The sequence below is a fragment of the Rhodococcus sp. Z13_19A genome (assembly GCF_058133575.1).
The window spans coordinates 239,469-262,254 of record NZ_JBYUNN010000004.1 but is presented as its reverse complement, the minus strand read 5'-3'; the positions used below and the strand labels follow the sequence as shown (position 1 = coordinate 262,254).

At 71.7% G+C, this 22,786-nt stretch carries 20 protein-coding genes, 1 tRNA gene, 1 other RNA gene and 1 pseudogene; 6 read left to right on the top strand and 17 right to left on the bottom strand.

All coding sequences use genetic code 11. The features are described from left to right. Nucleotides 1–73: 73 nt before the first annotated feature. Both AC3YNX_RS16200 and AC3YNX_RS16195 read left to right on the top strand, forming a co-directional pair. Nucleotides 74–1,369 carry a nicotinate phosphoribosyltransferase gene (locus AC3YNX_RS16200; RefSeq protein ID WP_489982789.1) on the top strand — a complete coding sequence of 432 codons (1,296 nt, stop codon included), beginning with the start codon at nucleotides 74–76 and terminating at the stop codon, nucleotides 1,367–1,369. A 111-nt stretch (nucleotides 1,370–1,480) separates the two neighbouring features. Further along, the gene (locus AC3YNX_RS16195; protein ID WP_241248919.1) at nucleotides 1,481–3,550 is read left to right on the top strand and encodes an ATP-dependent DNA helicase; all 2,070 of its coding nucleotides are present in this window, start codon (nucleotides 1,481–1,483) and stop codon (nucleotides 3,548–3,550) included. 37 nt (nucleotides 3,551–3,587) lie between these two features. Here the strand turns inward: AC3YNX_RS16195 and serB are convergent, their stop codons facing one another. From serB to AC3YNX_RS16170, 5 genes are all read right to left on the bottom strand, one after another. Continuing rightward, complete coding sequence (gene serB / locus AC3YNX_RS16190; RefSeq protein WP_489996140.1) at nucleotides 3,588–4,865, bottom strand: phosphoserine phosphatase SerB; 1,278 nt, start codon at nucleotides 4,863–4,865, stop codon at nucleotides 3,588–3,590. A 151-nt stretch (nucleotides 4,866–5,016) separates the two neighbouring features. Beyond that, nucleotides 5,017–6,783, bottom strand: coding sequence for an aa3-type cytochrome oxidase subunit I (gene ctaD, locus AC3YNX_RS16185; protein ID WP_489982787.1), 1,767 nt, complete (start codon nucleotides 6,781–6,783; stop codon nucleotides 5,017–5,019). A 235-nt stretch (nucleotides 6,784–7,018) separates the two neighbouring features. Then, nucleotides 7,019–7,091 (bottom strand) — tRNA-Ala (locus AC3YNX_RS16180). Nucleotides 7,092–7,168: 77 nt separating this feature from the next. After that, nucleotides 7,169–7,891: a DsbA family protein gene (locus tag AC3YNX_RS16175; protein WP_489996139.1), complete on the bottom strand. Its 723-nt coding sequence runs from the start codon at nucleotides 7,889–7,891 to the stop codon at nucleotides 7,169–7,171. A gap of 141 nt (nucleotides 7,892–8,032) precedes the next feature. Next, the gene (locus AC3YNX_RS16170; RefSeq protein WP_489982785.1) at nucleotides 8,033–8,512 is read right to left on the bottom strand and encodes a MauE/DoxX family redox-associated membrane protein; all 480 of its coding nucleotides are present in this window, start codon (nucleotides 8,510–8,512) and stop codon (nucleotides 8,033–8,035) included. A gap of 169 nt (nucleotides 8,513–8,681) precedes the next feature. On the opposite strand from AC3YNX_RS16170, the gene AC3YNX_RS16165 reads away from it, so the two are divergent. Beyond that, entirely contained in the window at nucleotides 8,682–9,371 is a 690-nt protein-coding gene (locus tag AC3YNX_RS16165) for a VIT1/CCC1 transporter family protein (RefSeq protein ID WP_489996289.1), read from the top strand. On the opposite strand, the gene AC3YNX_RS16160 is transcribed toward AC3YNX_RS16165, so the two are convergent. The 4 genes from AC3YNX_RS16160 to AC3YNX_RS16145 form a co-directional block, all read right to left on the bottom strand. Then, the gene (locus AC3YNX_RS16160) at nucleotides 9,346–10,587 is read right to left on the bottom strand and encodes an MFS transporter (protein WP_489996288.1); all 1,242 of its coding nucleotides are present in this window, start codon (nucleotides 10,585–10,587) and stop codon (nucleotides 9,346–9,348) included. The two genes, AC3YNX_RS16165 and AC3YNX_RS16160, sit on opposite strands and share 26 nt — an antisense overlap. Nucleotides 10,588–10,646: 59 nt before the next feature. Then, a complete protein-coding gene (gene pgm / locus AC3YNX_RS16155; protein WP_489996138.1) occupies nucleotides 10,647–12,275 on the bottom strand; it encodes a phosphoglucomutase (alpha-D-glucose-1,6-bisphosphate-dependent) in 1,629 nt (542 codons plus the stop codon). Nucleotides 12,276–12,539: 264 nt separating this feature from the next. Further along, nucleotides 12,540–12,896 (bottom strand): fluoride efflux transporter CrcB, encoded by a 357-nt coding sequence (crcB, locus tag AC3YNX_RS16150; protein WP_127783564.1) that lies wholly within the window; start codon nucleotides 12,894–12,896, stop codon nucleotides 12,540–12,542. Then, the gene (locus AC3YNX_RS16145) at nucleotides 12,896–13,327 is read right to left on the bottom strand and encodes a fluoride efflux transporter FluC (RefSeq protein ID WP_489996137.1); all 432 of its coding nucleotides are present in this window, start codon (nucleotides 13,325–13,327) and stop codon (nucleotides 12,896–12,898) included. Before AC3YNX_RS16145 ends, crcB begins: the two co-directional genes overlap by 1 nt. A gap of 131 nt (nucleotides 13,328–13,458) precedes the next feature. On the opposite strand from AC3YNX_RS16145, the gene AC3YNX_RS16140 reads away from it, so the two are divergent. Together AC3YNX_RS16140 and AC3YNX_RS16135 are read left to right on the top strand one after the other, a co-directional pair. Beyond that, entirely contained in the window at nucleotides 13,459–15,144 is a 1,686-nt protein-coding gene (locus tag AC3YNX_RS16140; protein WP_489996136.1) for a class I adenylate-forming enzyme family protein, read from the top strand. After that, the gene (locus AC3YNX_RS16135) at nucleotides 15,141–15,902 is read left to right on the top strand and encodes an enoyl-CoA hydratase-related protein (protein WP_489996135.1); all 762 of its coding nucleotides are present in this window, start codon (nucleotides 15,141–15,143) and stop codon (nucleotides 15,900–15,902) included. Before AC3YNX_RS16140 ends, AC3YNX_RS16135 begins: the two co-directional genes overlap by 4 nt. Nucleotide 15,903: 1 nt before the next feature. On the opposite strand, the gene AC3YNX_RS16130 is transcribed toward AC3YNX_RS16135, so the two are convergent. Further along, nucleotides 15,904–16,953, bottom strand: coding sequence for an NAD(P)-dependent alcohol dehydrogenase (locus AC3YNX_RS16130; RefSeq protein ID WP_489996134.1), 1,050 nt, complete (start codon nucleotides 16,951–16,953; stop codon nucleotides 15,904–15,906). Nucleotides 16,954–17,052: 99 nt separating this feature from the next. Continuing rightward, nucleotides 17,053–18,624 carry an FAD-dependent oxidoreductase gene (locus AC3YNX_RS16125; RefSeq protein WP_489996133.1) on the bottom strand — a complete coding sequence of 524 codons (1,572 nt, stop codon included), beginning with the start codon at nucleotides 18,622–18,624 and terminating at the stop codon, nucleotides 17,053–17,055. Nucleotides 18,625–18,694: 70 nt separating this feature from the next. Between AC3YNX_RS16125 and AC3YNX_RS16120 the strand changes: the two genes are divergently transcribed. Next, nucleotides 18,695–19,270 (top strand): helix-turn-helix domain-containing protein, encoded by a 576-nt coding sequence (locus AC3YNX_RS16120; RefSeq protein WP_489996132.1) that lies wholly within the window; start codon nucleotides 18,695–18,697, stop codon nucleotides 19,268–19,270. Between the two features lie 10 nt (nucleotides 19,271–19,280). On the opposite strand, the gene AC3YNX_RS16115 is transcribed toward AC3YNX_RS16120, so the two are convergent. From AC3YNX_RS16115 to ftsX, 6 genes and pseudogenes are all read right to left on the bottom strand, one after another. Next, complete coding sequence (locus tag AC3YNX_RS16115; RefSeq protein WP_489996131.1) at nucleotides 19,281–19,472, bottom strand: GIY-YIG nuclease family protein; 192 nt, start codon at nucleotides 19,470–19,472, stop codon at nucleotides 19,281–19,283. A gap of 85 nt (nucleotides 19,473–19,557) precedes the next feature. After that, a pseudogene (locus AC3YNX_RS16110) lies at nucleotides 19,558–19,827 on the bottom strand (GIY-YIG nuclease family protein); the annotation flags it as partial. A gap of 87 nt (nucleotides 19,828–19,914) precedes the next feature. After that, nucleotides 19,915–20,285: a transfer-messenger RNA gene (gene ssrA, locus AC3YNX_RS16105) on the bottom strand. Between the two features lie 92 nt (nucleotides 20,286–20,377). Beyond that, entirely contained in the window at nucleotides 20,378–21,316 is a 939-nt protein-coding gene (locus tag AC3YNX_RS16100; RefSeq protein ID WP_489996130.1) for an amidohydrolase family protein, read from the bottom strand. Nucleotides 21,317–21,324: 8 nt separating this feature from the next. After that, nucleotides 21,325–21,798 carry an SsrA-binding protein SmpB gene (gene smpB / locus AC3YNX_RS16095; protein ID WP_127783572.1) on the bottom strand — a complete coding sequence of 158 codons (474 nt, stop codon included), beginning with the start codon at nucleotides 21,796–21,798 and terminating at the stop codon, nucleotides 21,325–21,327. Between the two features lie 52 nt (nucleotides 21,799–21,850). Further along, nucleotides 21,851–22,753: a permease-like cell division protein FtsX gene (gene ftsX / locus AC3YNX_RS16090; RefSeq protein WP_127783573.1), complete on the bottom strand. Its 903-nt coding sequence runs from the start codon at nucleotides 22,751–22,753 to the stop codon at nucleotides 21,851–21,853. Nucleotides 22,754–22,786 lie beyond the last annotated feature (33 nt).

Genomic DNA, 22,786 nt, shown 5'->3' with positions numbered 1-22,786 from the left:
ACTCCACCTTACGACCGAAACGGACGAACTCCCACGTCCCGGTCTCGGTGGGAGCCTCGTACAGTGACCAGACGTGACGGCTTACACAAGCACCGCCCTGCTCACCGACCACTACGAGCTCACCATGCTCAGTGCCGCCCTCCAGGACGGCACCGGTGATCGGCACTGCACCTTCGAGCTGTTCGCGCGCTCGCTGCCCGCCGGGCGGCGCTACGGCGTGGTCGCCGGCACGGGCCGGTTCCTCGAGCTGCTGGCCGACTTCCAGGTGGGCGAGCGGGAGCTGGCCGCGCTGGCCGGGGTGGTGGACACGCGCACGCTGGAGTGGCTGTCCGAGTACCGCTTCCGCGGGGACATCGACGGCTACCCGGAGGGCGAGCTGTACTTCCCCGGCTCGCCCGTCCTCTCGGTGCACGGCACGTTCGCCGAGTGCGTGGTGCTGGAGACCCTGGCCCTGTCGGTGCTCAACCACGACTCCGCGGTGGCCTCCGCCGCCGCCCGGATGGTCAGCGCCGCCCGGGGCCGCACGCTCATCGAGATGGGCTCGCGGCGCACCCACGAGCGGGCCGCGGTGGCCAGCGCCCGCGCCGCCTACCTCGCCGGGTTCACCTCCACCTCCAACCTGGAGGCCGGACGTCACTACGGGGTGCCCACCTCCGGCACCAGCGCGCACGCCTTCACGCTGCTGCACACCACCGAGCACGGCACCGACGAGGCCGCCGCCTTCCGCGCCCAGGTGGACGCCCTCGGGGTGGGCACCACGCTGCTGGTGGACACCTACGACATCCACAACGGCATCGCCACCGCCATCGAGGTGGCCGGGCCCGAGCTGGGCGCGGTGCGCATCGACTCCGGCGACCTCGGCGTGATGGCCGCGCAGGCGCGGGCCCAGCTGGACTCCCTGGGCGCCACCAAGACCCGGGTGGTGCTCTCCGGCGACCTGGACGAGTACGCCATCGCGGGGCTGCGCGCGGAGCCGGTGGACGCCTACGGCGTGGGCACCTCGCTGGTCACCGGCTCCGGAGCCCCCACCGCGGGGATGGTGTTCAAGCTGGTCGCCGTGGACGGTGTCCCGGTGGCCAAGCGCAGCAGCAACAAGGCCTCTCGCGGCGGGGCCAAGTCAGCGGTGCGCCGGGCGCGGGCGACCGGCACCGTGGTGGAGGAGGTCGTGCACGGGGTCGAGCACGCCCCCGAGCTGGGCCCCGACGACCGCGTCGTTCCCGTCCCGCTGGTGCGCAAGGGTGAGCCGGTGGAGGGCCTGCCCACGCTGGAGCAGTCCCGCAAGCACCTGGCCGCCGGGCTGGTCAGCCTGCCGTGGGAGGGCCTCAAGCTGTCCAAGGGCGAGCCGGCCATCCCCACCACCTACCTCTGAGCCCACCGACCCTCTGAACCCACCGACCCTCTGGGCCCACCGACCCGCTGAGTCCACCGACGCGCCACCGTGGGCGGGGCCACCCCGCCCACGGCGGTAGCGTCTGCACCCGTGCCCGACTCCCCTGCTCCTGACTCCGCACGCTTGCCCGCGGTCCCCGAGCTGCTCGCCAGCGCGGTGCAGGCTCTCGGCGGCGCGGAGCGCACCGGGCAGCTGAGCATGGCCTCCGCCGTGGCGCACGCGCTGGAGGGCGGCCAGCACCTGGCGGTGCAGGCCGGCACCGGCACCGGCAAGTCGCTGGCCTACCTGGTGCCCGCGATCCGGCACGCCGTCAGCTCGGGCAAGACGGTGGTCGTCTCCACCGCCACCATCGCCCTGCAGCGCCAGCTGGTGGACCGCGACCTGCCGCGCCTGGCCAAGGCGCTCAAGCCCGAGCTGGGCCAGGCCCCGCAGTTCGCCATCCTCAAGGGCCGGCGCAACTACCTGTGCCTGCACCGCCTCGACGCCGGCGCCCCCGAGGACCCCGACGAGGCACTGTTCGACGCCTTCGCCGTCTCCAAGATGGGCCGGGAGGTGCAGCGCCTGCACGCCTGGGCGGAGAAGACCGAGACCGGTGACCGCGACGAGATCGTGCCCGGGGTGAGCGAGCAGGCCTGGCGGCAGGTCAGCGTCTCCGCCCGGGAGTGCCTCGGCGTCGCCCGCTGTCCGGTGGGCAGCGACTGCTTCGCCGAGCAGGCGCGCGCAGCCGCCGCCAAGGTGGACGTGGTGGTGACCAACCACGCGCTGCTGGCCATCGACGCCATCACCGGCATCCCGGTGCTGCCCGAGCACGACGCGGTGGTGATCGACGAGGCCCACGAGCTGGTGGACCGGGTGACCGCGGTGGCCACCGCCGAGCTGCACGGGGCCGCCATCAGCGCCGCGGCCCGGCGCTGCGCCAAGATGATCGACGACCGCGACGTGGATCGGCTGGAGGCCTCGGCCGAGGGCTTCACCATGGCGCTGGAGGACGTGGGCCCCGGCCGCTGGGAGCGGAGCCTGCCCGACCAGGCTGCCACCGCGCTGGCCGCCGTCCGCGACGCCGCCTGGGCGTGCCGCACCGCCATCGGCCCGGTCAAGCCGGGGATGAGCGCCGCCGACCCCGAGGCGGCCGCCGCCCGCACCGCCGCGCTGGCCCTGATCGACGAGGTGCACGACACCGCGGTGCGCGTGCTGGTGGCCTTCGACCAGCCCGACCCCGCCAAGCGGCACGACGTGGTGTGGCTGGCCGCGGAGGAGCGCCGCGGGCTGGTGCTCAAGGTGGCGCCGCTGTCGGTGGGCGGGCTGCTGCGCAAGAACCTCTTCGACGACTCCACCGTGGTGCTCACCTCCGCCACCCTGGCGCTGGGCGGCTCCTTCGACAACCTGGCCCGGCAGTGGGGGCTGCCCGCGGAGAACGCCGCCCGCAGCGACACCGGTACCGCCAGCGCCAAGGAGGCGCCCTCGGAAGGAGCGGCGAGCAGCACCCGCTGGTCATCGCTGGACGTGGGCTCACCCTTCGCCCACGCCACCTCGGGCATCCTCTACGTGGCCAAGCACCTGCCCGCACCCGGCCGGGACGGACTGGTGGAGGCCTACCTCACCGAGATCGAGGAGCTGGTCTCCGCCGCCGGTGGGCGCACCCTGGGCCTGTTCTCCTCCATGCGCGCGGCCAAGGCGGCGGCGGAGGCCATGCGCGAGCGCCTGGACACCCCGGTGCTGTGCCAGGGCGAGGACTCCACCGGCCAGCTCATCACCAAGTTCGCCGCCGACGAGGCCACCTCGCTGTTCGGCACGCTGTCGCTGTGGCAGGGCGTGGACGTGCCGGGCCGGTCGCTGTCGCTGGTGATCCTGGACCGCATCCCCTTCCCCCGCCCTGACGACCCGCTGCTGGTCGCCCGCCAGCGCGCCGTGGAGTCCACCGGGGGCAACGGCTTCCTCACCGTGGCCGCCAACCACGCGGCGCTGCTGCTGGCCCAGGGCGTGGGCCGGCTGCTGCGCAGCGTGGACGACCGCGGGGTGGTGGCCGTGCTCGACCCGCGCCTGGTCACCGCCCGCTACGGCGGCTACCTGCGGGCGTCGCTGCCGCCGTTCTGGCAGACCACCGACCCCGCCGTGGTCCGCTCCGCGCTGCGTCGGCTGGTGGACAACCCCGAGGCCTAGGCCCGGTGCGGGCCCGCGCGGTCCGCTCAGCCGGTGGTCACTGGCCGCCGAGGGGCACGCGCCGCAGCACCCCGTCGATGGCGTCCGCGGCCTCCACCTCGGCCCGGGTGATGCCCAGCACGAACAGCACTGCGTCCAGGTAGGGGTAGGACAGCGCGGTGTCGGCGACGTCGCGCAGCGCCGGCTTGGCGTTGAAGGCGATGCCCAGCCCCGCGGCAGAGATCATGTCGATGTCGTTGGCGCCGTCGCCCACTGCCACGGTCTGCTCCAGGGGCACGCCGGCCTGCGCGGCGAAGCGCTGCAGCGCCACCGCCTTGGCGGCCCGGTCGATGATCGGCCCGATCACCCGTCCGGTGAGCGTGCCGTCCACGATCTCCAGGGTGTTGGCCGCCACGAAGTCCAGCTCCAGCTCGTGCGCCAGGCCCTCGATCACCTGGGTGAAGCCGCCGGAGACCACCCCACAGTGGAAGCCCAGCCGGCGCAGCGTGCGGATGGTGGTGCGGGCCCCCGGGGTGAGCTCCAGCTCGTCGGCCACGTCCTGGATCACGCTCGCCGGCAGCCCGGCCAGCGACTGCACCCGCTGGTGCAGCGACTGGGTGAAGTCCAGCTCGCCGCGCATCGCGGCCGCGGTGATCTCGGCGACCTTGTCCTCGGCGCCGGCGCGAGCGGCCAGCATCTCGATGACCTCGCCCTGCACCAGGGTGGAGTCGACGTCGAAGACGATGAGCCGCTGCGCCCGGCGGGCCAGTCCGCCGCGCTGCACCGCGATGTCCACGCCCTCCCCGGCGGCCACCGCGGCCAGCCCGGTGCGCAGCGCGGTGTCCGAGGCGCTCTCCTGGCCCACGGTGCCCGTGGCCTCGCAGCCGTCGCCAGGGGCACTGACCATCAGCTCCAGGCCGGTGACCGGGTAGTCGGCCACTGCGCGGATGGCGTCGATGTTGGCGCCCTGCACCGCCAGCTCCCGGCCGATGGCGGTGAGCGCCCGCGCCTTCACCGGGCTGCCCAGCACCAGCACCGAGTGCGTGGAGGGGCTGCGACCGCCGCCGACCGGTGCCCCGACCTCCACGTCCACGTGCACGCCCACCGTGGGCATCACCTGCTCCACCGACGCCTTGAGCGCGTCGGCGTCCCCGGCGCAGCTGACCAGCACCCCCAGCGTGAGCCGCCCCCGGATGACCACCTGCTCGACGTCCATCACGTCCACGTCGTGCTTGGTCAGCTCCTGGAAGAGCACGGAGGTCACGCCGGGGCGGTCAGGCCCGGTGACGGTGACCAGGACAGTGCTCTCGTGCGTCGGCTGGGCTGGCCCGGTCACGTCGGGGTTCCTCCTGGGTTGGGTTCTCGCCCGGGCCTGGAGGCCCGGGTGCTGTCACGTCTTCTCACAGTGCCACGGGACGGCGATGAGCCCCGACCCACTGCAGGTCGAGGCTCATCGCTGGAGTGCTGCGGAGCTGAGTGCTACCGGTCTAGCGCGACCGGGGGTCGCCGCCGTTGGTGGAGTCCGGCTCCACCACGTTGCTGACCTTCTCCGACGGGGCGCCGTGGTTCGCGGCGGCCTTGCCGGTGTGCGCCTCGGCGCGCATGCGCTCCGCCATGTGCGGGTAGTGCAGCTCGAAGGCAGGACGCTCCGACCGGATGCGCGGCAGCACGGTGAAGTTGTGCCGCGGCGGCGGGCAGCTGGTGGCCCACTCCAGGGAGTTGCCGTAGCCCCACGGGTCGTCGACCAGGACCGGCTTGCCGTAGCGGTAGCTGACGAAGACGTTCCACAGGAACGGCAGCGTCGAGGCGCCGAGGACGAACGCACCGATGGTGGACACCGTGTTCAGCGTGGTGAACCCGTCGGAGGGCAGGTAGTCGGCGTAGCGACGGGGCATGCCCTCGTTGCCGAGCCAGTGCTGCACCAGGAACGTCAGGTGGAAGCCGATGAACGTGGTCCAGAAGTGGAACTTGCCCAGCTTCTCGTCCAGCATCCGGCCGGTCATCTTGGGGAACCAGAAGTAGATGCCGGCGTAGGTCGCGAACACGATGGTGCCGAAGAGCACGTAGTGGAAGTGCGCCACCACGAAGTAGGTGTCCGACACGTGGAAGTCGATCGGCGGGCTGGCCAGCAGCACACCGGTGAGCCCACCGAAGAGGAACGTGATCAGGAAGCCCAGGGAGAACAGCATGGGCGTCTCGAAGGTGAGCTGGCCCTTCCACAGGGTGCCGATCCAGTTGAAGAACTTCACGCCGGTGGGGATGGCGATGAGGAACGTCATGAAGGAGAAGAACGGCAGCAGCACCGCACCGGTGGCGTACATGTGGTGCGCCCAGACGGCGACCGACAGCGCGGCGATGGCCAGCGTGGCGAAGACCAGGCCCTTGTAGCCGAAGAGCGGCTTGCGGGAGAACACCGGGAAGATCTCGCTGACGATGCCGAAGAACGGCAGCGCGATGATGTAGACCTCGGGGTGGCCGAAGAACCAGAACAGGTGCTGCCACAGGATGACGCCGCCGTTGGCGGGGTCGAAGATGTGCGAGCCCAGGTGGCGGTCGGCAGCGAGGCCGAAGAATGCCGCGGTGAGGATCGGGAAGGCCAGCAGGATCAGCAGGCCGGTGATGAGGATGTTCCAGGTGAAGATCGGCATCCGGAACATCGTCATGCCGGGGGCGCGCAGGCAGACGACGGTGGTGATCATGTTGACCGCACCGAGGATGGTGCCCAGGCCGGCGATGGCCAGGCCCATGATCCACAGGTCGGCGCCGGCGCCCGGGGAGTAGACGCTGCTGGACAGCGGGGTGTAGGCGAACCAGCCGAAGTCAGCGGCACCACCGGGGGTGATGAAGCCGGAGATGGTGATGGTCCCGCCGAACAGGAACAGCCAGTAGGAGAAGGCGTTCAGCCGGGGGAACGCCACGTCCGGCGCGCCGATCTGCAGCGGCAGGATGTAGTTCGCGAAGGCGAACACGATCGGCGTCGCGTACAGCAGCAGCATGATCGTGCCGTGCATGGTGAACAGCTGGTTGTACTGCTCGTTCGAGAGGAACTGCAGCCCAGGAACGGCCAGCTCGGTCCGCATGAGCAGTGCCATCAGGCCACCGACGATGAAGAAGACGAACGCGGTGACCATGTACATCAACCCGAGGGTCTTCGGGTCGGTCGTCTTGAGCATGTTGACGATGAAGTTGCCCTTTTTCACCTCCCGGGCCGGGTACGGCCTGGTGGCGACGGGCTGGGGCGCTAGGGCCGTCACTGATCCTCCTGACTGCGCGTCCGACCGGGGTGAACCCGGGGGACCCGTGCTGCCTCACGAACCGCTTGGCTCGCGCATCCTGCACCGCGACCCACCCCGACGAGTCGGAGGAAAAGCGGCAGAGCAGATCGTAGCCGGAGGCAAGTGCCGCACAGCCGCCGCCCCGCCGCTAGTCGCCCGAACGCACGCGAGGCCCAGATCCTGTTCGGATCTGGGCCTCGCGTGCGTTCACGGGTGGAGCTGAGGGGACTCGAACCCCTGACCCCCACACTGCCAGTGTGGTGCGCTACCAGCTGCGCCACAGCCCCGTGCTGCGAGACAGAAAGTTACACGACGTGGGTACCAGAACTGAAATCGGGGGTACCCCTCTGGGCGAAACCGCTGGTCAGCCGAGCTGGGACACCCAGCTGGTGTTGCGGAAGTCCACCGACTTGCCGTCCCGGAGCACCGTCGGCGTCGCGACCGCGCCCACCGCGGCCGCCAGCTCGGCCTCCCCGGCCTGCGAGGCGGCCTGCGCGTCGGCGATGCGTGCCCCGCTGGTGATGCACGGGCCCGCCTCGGCCGGCGCACCCACCTGGGTGGCCAGCTCCGCGAGCTGGTCGTTGCTCAGGTCTGTGCCGGCCCGCTCGGCCGGCTGGTTCTCGGTGTCGAAGAGGGTGGCGTGGTAGGCCGGGTAGGCCCGCCCCTCCCCCGTGGTGGCCACGCACAGGGCCGCCGCAGCCGCCCTGGTGGAGTAGTCCTTGCTGGCCGAGGCGTCGTTGAGGAAGTCCAGCGAGTGGTAGCGCACGGCGATCTTGCCCTCGTCCGTGGCCTGCGCCAGCTCCTGGCCGTAGATCTTCTCGAACTGGGCGCACACCGGGCAGAGGTAGTCCTCGTAGATGTCGATGGTCACCGGCGCGGTGGCCGACCCCACCCGCACCACGCCCTGGTTCACCTGGACCGGAGAGTTCTGCGCATGGCCGTACCCCTCGTTCCGAGCCTCGTTCTGGTTGCTCTGGTTGACGACCCCACCGATCACCACCACCGCCACGAGAGCGAGCACCACGCCGGCGATGATCGTTGACCGCTTGCTGGTCACCGGGCGCTTGTTCATGCCTTGGCTGCTCACGTGTTCCTCCGGGGCGGTTCGCCGGCGAGCCTGGTGCCGCAGACGTTGCACCCAGGATGCCACTGCTGTCGCCGACGCCACACAGACACCGTTGACATGTTGGCGCACAACAACACTCACGCCAGGTCGGGCCTGGTGACCTCAGCGGGCGCGGGCCAGCGGCCAGGGTGAGCGCGAGCCGGCACCCAGGGCCACCGGGCTCAGCGGGCGGTACACCAGCCACCCCGCCAGCACCATGAAGCCCAGGTCACGGACGATCTCCACGGCGTAGTCCCAGGGTCCGACGTCGCCCACCCCTCCCCCGCCGAAGCAACCGCAGTCGATGGACAGCCCACGAGCCCAGACCGAGGACACCCCGGCGATGAAGCCGACCAGCACCACCAGCGAGACCACCGCCACCGGTCGCACCCCCACGCCGCACAGCAGCAGCAGGCCGAGCCCGATCTCGACGAAGGGCAGCGCGTTGGCGAACGGGGTGACCATCGACTCCGGCAGCAGCTGGTAGGCGCGCACGGCGACCACGGCCTGCAGGGGGTCGGCCGCCTTGATGGCGCCGGAGGCCAGCCACACGGCCGCCAGTCCGAGCCGGGCGAGCAGGCTCACCCAGGGAGTGAGGAACATCCCCGCAGAGTAGACGTTTCCCCCGGTCAGGGTAGCCTCTCCTTCGTCCACAAAGGATCGTCCGGCCGGTATCGTGCACCTGGTGACCACCTCAGCCATCCCCGGGTTCCGGGGCCCGGCCGCCACCGGCGGGCCTGTCGCCAGCTCGGCCCAGGACGGCCCGGGCGAGATCGGTCACACCCACGCCGACGTGTCCGGCGGGTGGCTGCGCGCCGCGGTCTTCGGCGCGATGGACGGGTTGGTGACCAACATCTCCCTGGTCGCCGGCATCGGTGCTGCCGGGGCCGCGCCACGCACCATCGTGCTCACCGGGGTGGCCGGGCTGGTGGCCGGCGCGTTCTCCATGGCGCTGGGCGAGTACACCTCGGTGTCCACCCAGAACGAGCAGGTGGAGGCCGAGGCGCGGGTGGAGCGCCGCGAGCTGCGCGACAACCCCGCGGGCGAGGAGGCCGAGCTGGTCGCCATGTTCACCGAGATGGGCATGAGCACCCCCACCGCCACCAGCGCGGCCCGGGAGGTGCACCACGACCCGGAGCGCGCGGTGCGCACGCACCTCACCCACGAGCTGGGCATCGACCCCGAGGAGAAGCCCTCCCCGATGGTGGCGGCGCTGTCGTCGTTCCTGATGTTCGCCCTGGGCGCGATCGTGCCCCTGCTGCCCTACCTGCTGGGCTTCAGCTCGCTGCTGGCCGGGCTGGCCGTGGGCGCGCTGGGGCTGGTGCTGGCCGGAGCGGTCGCGGCCACGTTCACCGCGCAGAAGTGGTGGCGCGGCGCCGCCCGCCAGCTGGTGTTCGGCGTCGTGGCGGCGGGCGCCACCTACCTGGTGGGCACCCTCATCGGGGTGGGCCCGGTCGGCTGACCTGGGCCTTGCCCTGCCCCTTGCCCTGACCCGGAGCCGCTGCCCGGCCGGGCAGCGTCTCCGGGGCCCGTGCCCACACCAGTGCGGCCACCAGGGCGATGGCCCCGGTCACCCCGAAGGCCGCCGAGTAGGACACGTGCTCGGCCAGCAGGCCCGCCCCCACCGGGCCGGCGATGGCGCCCACGTCCGAGGCCATCTGGAAGCCGGCGAACACCGGCCCGCCCTTGCTCTCCGAGCCCACCACGTCGGCCACCGCGGCCTGCTGCGGCGGGTTCATCAGCCCCGACCCGACACCCGCCAGCGCCGTGGCCACCAGGAAGGACACCGGCCCGCCGGTGAAGCCGAGCCAGATGGTGGCGCTGCCGGTGATCACCAGCCCGGTCAGGGTCAACCCGCGCCGCCCCCACACGTCCGACATGCGGCCGGCGGGCAGCAGCACCGCGGCGTTGCCCACGGCGAACACCGACAGCGCCACTCCGGACAGCGTGGCGCCCTGGTCCAGCGCCTCGGTGACGAACAGCGGGATCAGCGCCACCCGCACGCCGATCACGCCCCAGCCGTTGGCGAAGCTCGACGCCAGCGACGCCCGGTAGGCGCCGTTGCCGAGCGCCGCGCGCAGGGTCATCACCGGCCGGTTGTCGGTGCTGTCGCGGGGGGTCAGCGTGGACCCTCGCAGCTGGGTGTACACCACGGCGGCGGCCACCAGCAGGGAGACCATGTAGATCACGAACGGCACCCGCAGGCCGAAGCGCAGCAGCGCCCCGCCCACCAGCGGCCCGCCGATGCTGCCCAGCAGGAAGCTGGTGGCGTAGAGCCCGGTGACCCGGCCGCGCACCTCCGGCGGGGAGATCCGCACCAGCAGGCCCACCGCGGACACGGTGAACATGGTCGAGCCGATGCCCCCGAGCCCGCGGAAGACCAGCAGCTGCCAGTAGGTCTGGGCGATGGCGCAGGCACCGGTGGACAGCGCCACGATGAGCAGGCCGGTGAGGTAAACCGGCTGCTCCCCCAGCCGCTGCACCAGCCGGCCGCTGGCGGGGGCGAACACCAGCCGCATGAACGCGAACGCGCTGATCACCACCGACGCCGCGGTGACCCCCACGTCGAAGGAGCGGGCGAACTCCGGCAGCGCGGGGGCCACCAGTCCGAAGCCCACGGCGATGACGAAGGCCGCGGCGACCAGCACCCAGATCTCCCGCGGCAGCGGTGCGCGCACAGAGCTCCGGGCGCTCGAGGTGGTGGCGGGGTGGTCGGCGGGATCGGGGAGCGGGTCGCTCAAGCCAGGACCTCGGTGACCATCTCCTGGGCGGCCGCCTGCACCTGGCGCAGGTGGTCAGCCCCCAGGAACGACTCGGCGTAGATCTTGTAGACGTCCTCGGTGCCCGACGGCCGGGCGGCGAACCAGGCGTTCTCGGTACACACCTTGAGGCCGCCCACGGGTGCGTCGTTGCCGGGGGCCCGAGTGAGCTTGGCGGTGATCGGCTCGCCGGCGAGGGTGTCGGCGGTGACCTGGTCGGCGGAGAGCTTGGCCAGGCGGGCCTTCTCCTCGCGGGTGGCCGGGGCGTCGACGCGGGCGTACACCGGGTCGCCGTGCTGCTCGGTCAGCTCGGCGTAGCGCTGCGAGGGGGTCTGGCCGGTGGTGGCGGTGATCTCCGCGGCCAGCAGGTCCAGGATCAGCCCGTCCTTGTCGGTGGTCCACGGGCTGCCGTCGTGGCGCAGGAAGGACGCACCGGCGCTCTCCTCGCCGCCGAAGCCGATGGAGCCGTCCAGCAGGCCCGGCACGAACCACTTGAAGCCGACGGGCACCTCGAGCAGGTCGCGGTGAGCGGCGGCCACGACGCGGTCGATCATCGAGCTGCTCACCAGCGTCTTGCCGATGGCGGTGTTCGCGGGCCACTGCGGGCGGTTGGTCACCAGGTAGCTGATGGCCACGGCGAGGTAGTGGTTGGGGTTCATCAGGCCGGCGTCGGGGGTGACGATGCCGTGCCGGTCGGCGTCGGCGTCGTTGCCGGTGGCCAGGTCGAAGTCGCCGCGCTTGCCCACCAGGGAAGCCATGGCGTTGGGCGAGGAGCAGTCCATCCGGATCTTGCCGTCGGTGTCCAGCGTCATGAAGTACCAGGTGGGGTCCACCACCGGGTTCACCACGGTGAGGTCGAGCTTGTGCCGCTCGGCGATCTCGCCCCAGTAGGCCACGCTGGCGCCGCCGAGCGGGTCGGCGCCGATGCGCAGGCCGACCTCGCGGATCACCTCGAGGTTGACCACCGAGGGCAGGTCGTCGACGTAGGTGCCCAGGTAGTCGTAGCGCTCCACCTGGCGCAGCGCCTCGCTGAGCGGGCGGCGCCGCACGTCGGCCAGGCCGCCGCGGAGGATCTCGTTGGCGCGGTCGGCGATCCAGCCGGTGGCCTCCGACCCGGCCGGGCCGCCGTCCGGCGGGTTGTACTTGAAGCCGCCGTCGCGGGGTGGGTTGTGCGAGGGGGTGACCACGATGCCGTCCGCCCGCCGGGTGGCGCTGGCGTTGTGCCGCAGGATGGCGTGGCTGACCGCCGGCGTGGGGGTGTAGCCGTCGCGGCTGTCGATGGCCACCGTGACGTCGTTGGCCACCAGCACCTCCAGCGCGGTGCCCCAGGCCGGCTCGGACAGCGCGTGCGGGTCGCGGCCGATGAACAGCGGCCCGGTGGTGCCCTGGCTGGCGCGGTACTCGCAGATGGCCTGGGTGGTGGCCAGGATGTGCGCCTCGTTGAACGCGCCGTCCAGGGAGGAGCCGCGGTGTCCGGAGGTGCCGAAGACCACCTGCTGCGCCGGGTCGTCCACGTCCGGGGTGATGGACGTGTACGCCGACACCACCTCGGCGACGTCGATCAGGTCGGAGGGCTGCGCCGGCTGGCCGGCACGCTCGTGCGCCACGGGTACTCCTCGGGTCTCACGGGTTCGGAGGTCACAGGTCGGGGTGGTGCGCTGCGGGGCAGGCGCACCGGGGTCAGCGCTTCAGGTCGCCACGGGCAGGCCCGCGTGCCGTCCATCCTCTCCCCCTCCCCCGACGGGCGCACACCCCGCCCGGTCGCAGTGGCCGCCAACGACGGCCGGGGCAGGCAGTGCAGCCGCGAGCACGTTGGCTTGGCAGCGGTTGCAGACCACCGTGGCGGTGGTGGGGACGTCTGCAAGTACGCCCTAGTCGTGCACCCACTCGTAGCCGGCCAGGGCCAGCAGCAGACCCACCACCACGCTCACCGCGACGTAGATGAGCGCGGTGCCCTGGTCGCCCTTCTCGTTCAGGCTGACCGCCTCGTGGCTGAACGTGGAGTACGTGGTGTACGCCCCGCAGAAGCCGGTGCCGACCAGGGCGAACCACTCCGCCGACAGGTCCGCCCCGGTGAACATGCCCAGCAGGAAGCAGCCGGTCATGTTCACCACGAACGTGCCCGCCGGGAACGCGGTGCTGCCGGCCCACGGCTTGGTCCACCTGCCCACGAGGTACCGGGTGGGCGCCCCGATCGCGCCACCGATGGCCACCAGCAGCCACACCATCACCGGGCTCCGATCGATCGGGTGAGCTGCACGCCCAGCCAGGCGGCCGCCAGTGCTCCCACCAGGGTCACCACCGCATAGATGGTGGCCACCCCGCTGCTGTCTCGCGTCACCGCATCAACGGCATAGGTGGAAAAGGTGGTGAACCCACCCATCAGCCCCGTTCCGAGAAAGGGATACAACAATGGGTGACCGCTGCGCTTCTCGGTCACCGCCACCACGATCACCCCGAGCAGGAATGACCCGAGCACGTTCTCCACCAGCGTCGACCAGGGAAATCCCCCGGGATCGGTGGCCCACCCGCGGTCCAGCCCGTGTCGGGCCAGCGCCCCGAGCGCGCCCCCCAGCGCGATGGCCACCAGCACGTGGAGCGTCTTCTGCCGCGTGCGATTTGGGGGATGAAGGTCCTCGTCGGTGTGCTTGCCCGCCATGGCACGACCCCAATCTTTGCGACTCTGAGCCCATCTTCCTTGGGCTGGACCCTTGCCCCGGTACTACCTGCACGGGCAACCTAGGACCTCAGCCGAAGCAACGACGCTCCGCGCTGAGTGAGGAGCTAGCTATGGTGCACGACACCACCACGGTAGGCGCGATCTTGCCCCCCGGCATCCCTGCTGACCTGCAGTTCCCGCTCACCGACGTGGGTGCGGTGCTGCGTGGTTCCGCCATTCGTTTCGCCGACCGGACTGCCTTTCACCACGACGGCGCTGAGCTGACCTACACCCAGCTGCTGGAGCGCGCCGCCCAGGTGGCCAACGGGCTACGGGCCCAGGGCGTGCAACCCGGCGACGTGGTGGCCGTGCACATGCCCAACTGCCTGGACTACCCGCCGATCTACTTCGGCATCCTGCTGGCCGGTGCGGTGTTCACCCCGGCCAACCCGCTGCTGCCGCCCGGCGACCTCGCCTTCCAGCTGTCCGACAGCGGTGCCGTCGCGGTGGTCACCTGGAGCATCGCCGCTCCGGCGATCGGGGCCATCCGCGACCAGATCCCCGCCCGCACCATCATCACCGTGGACGCCGAGCTGCCCGACGCGGTGCCGCTGGAGCAGCTGCTGGCGGGCCAGTCCACCACGCCGCCGGAGCTGGACGTCGACCCCGCCACCGCGCTGGCGCACCTGGCCTACACCGGCGGCACCACCGGACGCTCCAAGGGCGTGGAGCTCACCCACCGGCACGTGGTGACCAACGCGCTGCAGGCGGCGTGCTGGGGCAGCGGCTCGGTGCCGGTGCTCACCGACGACGGTGACCTGCTGCTGGACCAGGTCGGCTCCGAGCAGGAGTGGCCCACCCGCCACGGCACCGCGATCACCGTGAACCTCACCCCGTGGTTCCACGCCATGGGCGTCATCGGCTACCTCAGCGTGCCGCTGCTGACGGGCAGCACGGTGGTGATCCACCAGCGCTTCGACCCCGGGCACTTCCTGGCCGACCTGGAGAAGTTCCGCGCCACCATGATCGGCGGCGCTCCCCCGGTGTTCGTGGCGCTGCTGCGTCACCCGGACTTCCTCACCCGCGACCTGTCGGCGGTCAAGGGCATCACCTCCGGTGCTGCGCCGCTGCCGGTGTCGGTGCTGGAGGCGCTCAAGCAGCGCTTCCCCGACGCGGTGGTCACCGAGGCCTACGGGCTCACCGAGGTGACGATGATGGCCACCAGCAACCCGTCGTGGCGCTCGGGCACCCGCAAGGTGGGCACCGTGGGGGTGCCGGTGTTCCAGACCCAGGTGCGCCTGGTGGACGTGGACGGCTCGAGCGTCGCCGACGGCGAGAGCGGCGAGGTGTGCATCCGCGGCCCGCAGGTGATGCAGGGCTACCACCACCGCCCGGAGGCCACCGAGGAGGTGCTGGCCGACGGCTGGCTGCGCACCGGCGACGTCGGCACCCTCGACGAGCAGGGCTACCTGTCCATCGTCGACCGCGCCAAGGACATGCTGCTCTACAAGGGCTACAACGTGTTCCCGCGCGAGCTGGAGGAGATCCTGCACGCCCACCCTGCGGTGGCCGGGGCCGCGGTGGTCGGCCGGCCCGACCAGGAGGCCGGCGAGCTGCCGGTGGCCTTCGTGGTGCTCGTGGAGGGCTCCGACGTCACCGCCGAGGCGTTGCAGGAGCACGTGAACGCGCTGGTGGTGCCGTACAAGAAGCTGCGCGAGGTGCACCTGGTGGACGCCATCCCGGTGTCGGCGGCAGGCAAGGTGCTGCGCCGGGAGCTGCGGGCGGGGCTGATCGCCGAGACGGGCATCGTCGAGTGAGCGTGCTGGTCAAGCAGGACGGCCCCACCACTCGGATCACCCTGGACCGCCCGCAGCGGCGCAACGCCCTGGCCGAGGACGTGCTGCGCGAGCTGCTCGCCGCGCTGGAGGAGACCGCCGCCACCCCGGCCACCGGCATCGTGCTGGCGGCGGAGGGTCCGGTGTTCTCCGCCGGGCACGACTTCAGCGACGTGCACGGCCGCGACCACGCCGGGGTGCGGGAGCTGTTGCAGCTGTGCACGGCGGTGATGCGAGCCATCGGCAGCGCACCGCAGGTGGTGATCGCCCGGGTGCAGGGCCTGGCCACCGCGGCGGGCTGCCAGCTGGTGGCCAGCTGCGACCTGGCGGTGGCCGCGGAGTCGGCGGGCTTCGCGCTGCCGGGCGGGCAGGCCGGGTGGTTCTGCCACACCCCCGCGGTGCCGGTGGCCCGCTCCATCAGCCGCAAGCACCTGATGGAGCTGGCGCTCACCGGCGACGTCATCGACGCCACCACCGCCGCGCAGTGGGGGCTGGTCAACTACGCGGTGCCCGACGCCGAGCTGGACGCCGCGGTGGACGCGCTGCTGGCCCGGGCCACCCGGGGCAGCAGGGCGTCCAAGGCGCTGGGCAAGCAGACCCTGCGCGCCCAGCTGGACCGGCCCACCGACGACGCCTACGCCCTGGCCATCGAGGTGATGGCCGCGGCCTCGCAGACCCCGGACGCGGTGGAGGGCCGGGCGGCGTTCCTGGAGAAGCGCCGGCCCACCTGGCAGGGCTAGCTCAGCCCGCCGCGATGGTGGCGGTGTCGATGACGAAGCGGTAGCGCACGTCGGAGTCCACGACGCGGTCGTAGGCCTCGTCCACCTGGTCGGCGCTGATCGTCTCGATGACGGCGCCGATGCCGTGCTCGGCGCAGAAGTCGAGCATCTCCTGCGTCTGCGGGATGCCACCGATGTTCGACCCGGCCAGGGTGCGGCCCTCGCCCACCAGTCCGCCGGGTGTGACCTGGTAGGGGTTGGAGGGCAGACCCACGTTCACCAGCGCACCCAACGGGCGCAGCAGCGCCACGTAGCGGTCCATCTCCAGGTCGGCGCTGACGGTGTTGATGATCAGGTCGAAGCTGTTGCGCAGGCTCTTCAGCGTGTCGGCGTCGGAGGTGGCGTAGTAGTGGTCGGCGCCCAGCTCCGCGCCCTGCTCCTGCTTGGCCATCGTGCGGGAGAGCACGGAGACCTCGGCGCCGAGCTTGTCGGCGATCTGCACGGCCATGTGGCCCAGCCCGCCCATGCCGATGACGGCGACCTTCTTGCCCGGCCCTGCTCCCCAGCGCTTGAGCGGGCTGTAGGTGGTGATGCCGGCGCACAGCAGCGGCGCGGCCACGTCGAGACCGAGGCCGTCCGGGATGCGCAGCACGAACCGGTCGGAGACCACGACCTCCTGGCTGTAGCCACCCAGGGTGGGCTCGCCGTCGTAGCCGAGACCGTTGTAGGTCATCACCGCACCCTTGTCGCAGTACTGCTCCTCGCCGCTGCGGCAGAAGTCGCACTCCCCGCAGGAGTCCACCATGCAGCCCACCCCGACGCGGTCCCCCACCTGGTAGGCGGTGACGCCGGAGCCCACCTCGGACACCACGCCCGCGATCTCGTGGCCGGGAACCATTGGGAAGATCGCCGTGCCCCACTCCTCGCGCACCTGGTGGATGTCGCTGTGGCAGATGCCGGCGAACTTGACGTCGATGCGGACGTCGTCGTCCCGCAGCGCGCGGCGCTCGATGGTGGTCGGCTTGAGCGGCGCTCCGGCCGAGTCGGCAGCGAGGGCGGCGGTGCTCGTCATGGTTCTCCTGTGCGTAGGCGGTGTTACTCCCGAGTACAGGTCGCCAGAGCCGCGGGCTATTCCGCGGATCACACGACGTGCGTCACAACGCCTGCACCGTCAGCGCCGTCTGCAGGCGCGCAGCACCACGTCGTGGGTGTGCGGCGAGATCTCGGCGGGCTCCCCGGTGCGCGGGCGGGTCTCGTCCACCAGCACCTCCCAGTCGTCGTCCAGCAGCGCCGCCACGTCCGGCGGCTGCACGTAGTCGGCGGGGTCGAAGTCCTGGGAGTGGGCGTGGGCGTGGGCGTGCGCCAGGTCACCGAAGGCGTGCCCCACCACCAGCAGGGTGCCGCCCGGGGCCACGGCGGCCAGCAGCGCGCGCTCGGTGGCGTGGTCAGCGCCGTGCTGCAGCGCCGGGTAGTGCAGCGACACCAGGTCGTAGCTGCCCAGCGGCTCGGTGGTGACGTCGACCTTGCGCCAGTCCACCTCCACCCCTGCCCCGGCAGCCGCCGCCCGGCCTCGGTCCAGCGCCACCTGCGAGACGTCCACGGCGGTCACCTGCCAGCCCCGCTGGGCCAGCCAGATCGCGTCGCCGCCCTCTCCGCAGCCCACGTCCAGGGCCCGTCCCGGCTGGTGCCCGGTCAGCTCGTCCACCAGCACGCCGTTGGGTCCGCCGCTCCAGATCTGCTCGGCGTAGCGGTGGTCCCACTCCACGTCAGCCGGCAGCGCCGCCACCGCCGCGGTGGTGTCCTCGGCCACCAGGTCGGCGTTGATCGCCGCACCCACCCAGCCACCGTCGGCGGCGGCGGCCAGCACCTGCTGCGCGACGTTGGTGGCGTTGCCGGCGACGAACACCCCGGCCACCGCCGTGGCGCCGCTGGCGTCGGTGGGGATCACCTCGCCCAGGCCGGCTGGGTCGGGCACCGCCGTCAGCCCCAGCGAGTGCACCAGCTCGGCCCGGGCCACCATCCGCGGCGCCACCACCACCGCGTCGGCAGGCACCACGGTGCCGTCGGCCAGGCGCACCCCGGAGACCTGGTCGGCGTCGACCACCACCTGCTCCACCCGGCCGGGCAGCACCTGCACGCCGCGTGCCGCCAGCCGAACCCGCTCGTGGTGGTCCGGCCCGGTGCCCTCGTGCACCACCACCGTCACCTGCTCGGTGAGCTGGCGGAACAGCCCCGCCTGGTGTGCCCCGGCCGGTCCGGTCGCGATCACCACGATGCGTTGGTCGCGCACCTCCCAGCCGTGGCAGTACGGGCAGTGCACCACGCCGCGGCCCCACTGCGCGCGCACCCCCGGGATGTCCGGCAGCAGGTCGGTGAGGCCGCTGGCCAGCAGCACCCGGCGCGCCTGGACGGTGCGGCCGTCGGTGAGCGTGGCCTGGAAGCCGGTGTCGGTGCGGCCCACGGTGCGCACCCGGCCGTCCCAGATCTCCACGCCGTAGCCGCGCACCTCGGCGCGACCCCGCGCGAGCAGCTCGGCCGGGGCGATGCCCTCGTGACCGAGGAAGCCGTGCACGTGCGCGGCCGGAGCGTTGCGCGGCTCGCCGGAGTCGATCACCACCACCGAGCGGCGTGCCCGCCCGAGCTGCAGGGCGGCGGTCAGGCCGGCCGCGCCGCCGCCGATCACCACCACGTCGTGGGGGTGGTCGGCAGAGCGCTGGTCGTCCTGGATCACTGGTTCCGTCATGTCCACAACCGTACGACCGCTCAGGCGAATGCAGCAACGCATCTTGCGGTAATGGCAAGAATCGCCCAGGATGGGTGCCGTGCCCGCCAACGACGTCGAAGAGCTCGTCCGCGCCCGGTTGCGCACCCTGCGTCGCTCGCTCGGGTGGTCCCTGGACGAGCTGGCCCAGCGCAGCCACCTCAGCCCGTCCACCATCAGCCGCATCGAGACGGGCAAGCGCGGCATCAGCATCGACGTGCTCATCGCCTTGGCCACCGCGCTGCAGATCGACCTCGACTCGCTGCTGGACGTGCACGGCAACGACGAGGACGTGGTGATCCGGCCCGTCCCCACCACCCGCCACGGTGCCACCACCTGGCCGCTGAGCCGCCCCACCGGCAGCACCACCGCCCTCAAGATGCGCCTGGTGCCCACCGATCAGCGCCACGAGCCGCGGGTGCACCCGGGCCACGACTGGATGTTCGTGCTGTCCGGCCGGGTGCGGCTGACGCTCGGCGAGCGGGAGATCGTGGTGGAGACCGGCGAGGCCGCGGAGTTCTCCACCATGACCCCGCACGCCGTGGACGCCCTCGACGGGCCGGCCGAGCTGGTCATGGTGTTCGACCGCGACGGCCAGCGCGCCCACCTGCACACCGACGGCGCCTGAGCCGGAAGACTCACCCGGTTGCTGGTGGTCGCGGCCCCGCGGATGCGCGGTAGGCCGCACGTGCGGCGGCGATGCTCGAGTACAGCGGATGGCCGATGTTGTGCGCCTGGTTCAGGGGCGGAACCAGCTTCGCGATCACCGCAGCTTCCACGGCGTGCGGCTCGGGGTGCTGCACCCAGGTGACGCGAAGGTGCTCCCGCATCCACCGCGAGCCGTGCCTCGTCCACATCGATGGGAACGACCCGAGGGCTGGTCCACCGCGTGGCGTAGCCCTCGGAGCTCATGAGCAGTGCGACCAGGACACGACGGAAGGTCGACGAACCAGTCGGACCTCGGAAGTGGTTCCGCACCACCCTGCGGCGCAAGTTCCGCGCCAGCCCGACGTACAGCAGCCCCAACCCCTCGACGCCAGGAGCTTCGGCCCCGCGAACGCCCGGGAGAATGTCAGGCTCTGCCCACCACGAGTAGAGGCCCGAGGTCCGGGGCACCTCTAAACCCGCTCGCTCCGCATCAGCCGGGGTCTGGCACAGCTCCGTGGCTGCGGTCCGGGCGTCCATCATGGGCCCAGCCTGTCATTGACGGCGTCTGAGCCGGCACACGAAAAAGGGGCGGTCACCGTGGTGACCGCCCCTCCCTCACGTACGGGGTGGAGGTGCCGGGAATCGAACCCGGGTCCTTCGTCGCATCAACAGGGCTTCTCCGTGCGCAGTCCTCTATGTCCCTGCTTGGATCTCCTGGTCACGAGGACGAGCCAGGACGACGATCCCAGCCGCTGTTTGGTGTCCCCTGCGGATCCGCGGCCGATCCGCAGGGTAAGAGCCCTCTAGTCGATGCCAGGGTCCGGGGCGAGGGCACACCCGGTCTGACAGAGTCGCTACTCGCTCAGGCGGCGAGGGCGAACTCGCGCTGACTGGAGTCGGCGCTTATTTGGTTGCAGTGACGCTTGTGGTGGTCTCCTGCCTGCACCAGCACGCTTCCCCTGAATCAACGTACGGAGTCGAAACCGTTCACCCCCATACGTGCCCGGCAACCTGCACCGGGCTCCCTACCTTAACGCCCCGACCCCGCCGCGTCATTCCTGGGCGGGAGAAGGCGCGTCGGCCCAGGTCAGGCAGCCAGCCCCAACAGCCGAGACGGGGTGTCGTGCAGGACCGCCCGCAGGAAACCCTCCCCCAGCCGGTCGTCCGCGGCGGCCCAGCCGGCGATGGCCCGCAGCTGGGTGGCGTAGTCGTAGGGGATGTTGGGGAAGTCGGTGCCCAGCGCCACCCGGTCGGGGTGCTCGGCCAGCCGGGCCGCCCAGTCGGCGGGCAGCGGCGTCATCTGTTGGCTGAACGGCGTGCCCACCATGGTGGTGTCCAGGTGCACCCGCGGGTAGGCCGCCACCAGCTCCAGCGCCTCGGTGAACTCGGGCATCCCGGCGTGAGCCAGCACTGCGGTCAGCTGCGGGTGCCGGCGCAGCACCTCGCCGAACACGTCCAAGCCGGTGTGCTCGCCGGGGATCGGACCGTGCCCGCAGTGGATCACCACCGGCACGCCCAGCTCGGCGAGCAACCCCCAGGAGTGGTCCAGCAACGGGTCGCGCGGGTCGAAGCCGCCGACCTGCACGTGCACCTTGACCACCCGCGCGCCCTGGCGCAGCGCGGTGCGCAGGTAGTCGGTGACGCCCGGCTCGGGGAACAGCGTGGCGGTGGGGACCGCGGTGGGCACCCGCGCGGCGAAGTCGGCGGCCCAGTCGTTGAGCCAGGCCGCCATGCCGGGCTTGTGCGGGTACACCAGCGGCGCGAAGGCCCGCAGACCCAGGCGGCCCAGCACGGCCAGCCGCTCGGGCTCAGGCAGGCGGTAGTGCACCGGCCACGGGGTGCCGTAGTTCTCGCTGGCGTGGTCGAAGTAGTCCCAGACCTTGGCCATCACCCGCTCGGGCAGGAAGTGCACGTGCAGGTCGACCAACCCGTCCAGGCCCAGTGCCCGGGTCCAGGCGGCCACCTCGGCGTCGTCCCCGGGGCCGTCGAGCACCGGCCGCGTGAACGCTGCGGCAGCGGTGCCCACCGGGGTGCTCAGCGCATCCCCTTGACGCGACGCCCGAGCTCCCGGGTGACCTCGCGCTCCATGTCGCGCTTGGCCAGGTCCTGGCGCTTGTCGTGGGCCTGCTTGCCCTTGGCCAGGGCCAGCTCCACCTTGACGTAGCCGTTCTGGAAGTACATCGACAGCGGCACCAGCGTGAGGCTGCCCTCCCGGGTCTTGCCGATCAGCCGCTCGATCTCGGACTTGTGCAGCAGCAGCTTGCGGCTGCGGCGCGGGGCGTGGTTGGTCCAGCTGCCCTGGGTGTACTCGGGGATGTGCAGACCGCGCAGCCAGATCTCGCCGTTGTCCACCGTGGCGAAGGCGTCCACCAGCGACGCCTTGCCGTCGCGCAGGCTCTTCACCTCGGTGCCGACCAGCACGACGCCGGCCTCGAAGACGTCCACGATGCTGTAGTTGTGGCGCGCCTTCCGGTTGGTCGCGATGGCCTTGCGGCCCTTTTCCCTCATGCGTCCACCCTATCCACCGGCGCCAGCCGGTAACCGGGGCGCCCGGCGCGCGCTACTGGCGGACGTACAGGCGCAGCGTGATGTAGGCGGTGAGCGAGGACAGCCCGATGCCGACGATGCCCAGCAGCGGTGCCACGTAGAGCACGTCGCTGGTGGTGATCTGGCCGATGATGTTGGACGAGTACAGGTCTTCCAGCACCCCGTCCAGGAACACCGACTTGGCCGTGAACAGCCCGATCACCGCCAGCGCCGAGCCGATGAGCCCGGCCACCACCGCCTCCAGCAGGAACGGCAGCTGGGTGTACCAGCGGGTGGCGCCCACCAGCCGCATGATGCTCACCTCGGTGCGTCTGGTGAACGCCGCGATCTGGATCATGTTGGAGATCAGCAGCAGCGCGGCCAGGGCCTGCACCACCGCGATGGCGAAGGCAGCGTTGCGCACCCCGCCGAGCACGGAGAACAGCCGCTCCACCAGCTGGGCCTGGTCGACCACCCGGTCCACCCCCGGCTGGGTGCCGAAGGTCTCGTTGATCACCGCGAAGCGCTTGGGGTCGCTCAGCTTCACCCGGAACGACGCCGGCAGCGCCTCCGGGCGGGCCAGCTGCACCAGCTCGGGCTGCTGGGCGAAGACCTTCTTGAAGCGCTCGTAGGCGGCGGTCCGGCTCTCGTACTCCACCGACTGCACGCCGGGGAAGTTCTGCAGGTCCTCGCGCAGGGTGGCGCAGATCGGTCCGCTGCACTCGGCGTCGCTGGTGGAGATGTCGTTGGTGAGGAAGACCGCCACCTCGACCCGGTCGAAGTAGATCTGCTCGGTCTTGTTGGTCATCTGCACGACCAGCAGCCCGGCGCCGAGGAGCCCGAGGGAGATCGCCGTGGTGATGATCATGGCGATCGTCATGGTGATGTTGCGGCGCAGGCCGGTGAAGACCTCGCTGAGTACAAAGCTGACGCGCATCGGGTCGCGGTCCTCCGGGACGTGGGAACAGGG

Bases quoted from the DNA above. Each gene is read 5' to 3' on its own strand.
- AC3YNX_RS16130 (WP_489996134.1), bottom strand. From the start codon at position 16,953: ATGACGAGCACCGCCGCCCTCGCTGCCGACTCGGCCGGAGCGCCGCTC.
- AC3YNX_RS16125 (WP_489996133.1), bottom strand. From the start codon at position 18,624: ATGACGGAACCAGTGATCCAGGACGACCAGCGCTCTGCCGACCACCCC.
- AC3YNX_RS16140 (WP_489996136.1), top strand. From the start codon at position 13,459: ATGGTGCACGACACCACCACGGTAGGCGCGATCTTGCCCCCCGGCATC.
- AC3YNX_RS16115 (WP_489996131.1), bottom strand. From the start codon at position 19,472: ATGCGGGAGCACCTTCGCGTCACCTGGGTGCAGCACCCCGAGCCGCAC.
- crcB (WP_127783564.1), bottom strand. From the start codon at position 12,896: ATGGTGTGGCTGCTGGTGGCCATCGGTGGCGCGATCGGGGCGCCCACC.
- AC3YNX_RS16145 (WP_489996137.1), bottom strand. From the start codon at position 13,327: ATGGCGGGCAAGCACACCGACGAGGACCTTCATCCCCCAAATCGCACG.
- AC3YNX_RS16170 (WP_489982785.1), bottom strand. From the start codon at position 8,512: ATGTTCCTCACTCCCTGGGTGAGCCTGCTCGCCCGGCTCGGACTGGCG.
- ftsX (WP_127783573.1), bottom strand. From the start codon at position 22,753: ATGCGCGTCAGCTTTGTACTCAGCGAGGTCTTCACCGGCCTGCGCCGC.
- AC3YNX_RS16120 (WP_489996132.1), top strand. From the start codon at position 18,695: ATGGGTGCCGTGCCCGCCAACGACGTCGAAGAGCTCGTCCGCGCCCGG.
- smpB (WP_127783572.1), bottom strand. From the start codon at position 21,798: ATGAGGGAAAAGGGCCGCAAGGCCATCGCGACCAACCGGAAGGCGCGC.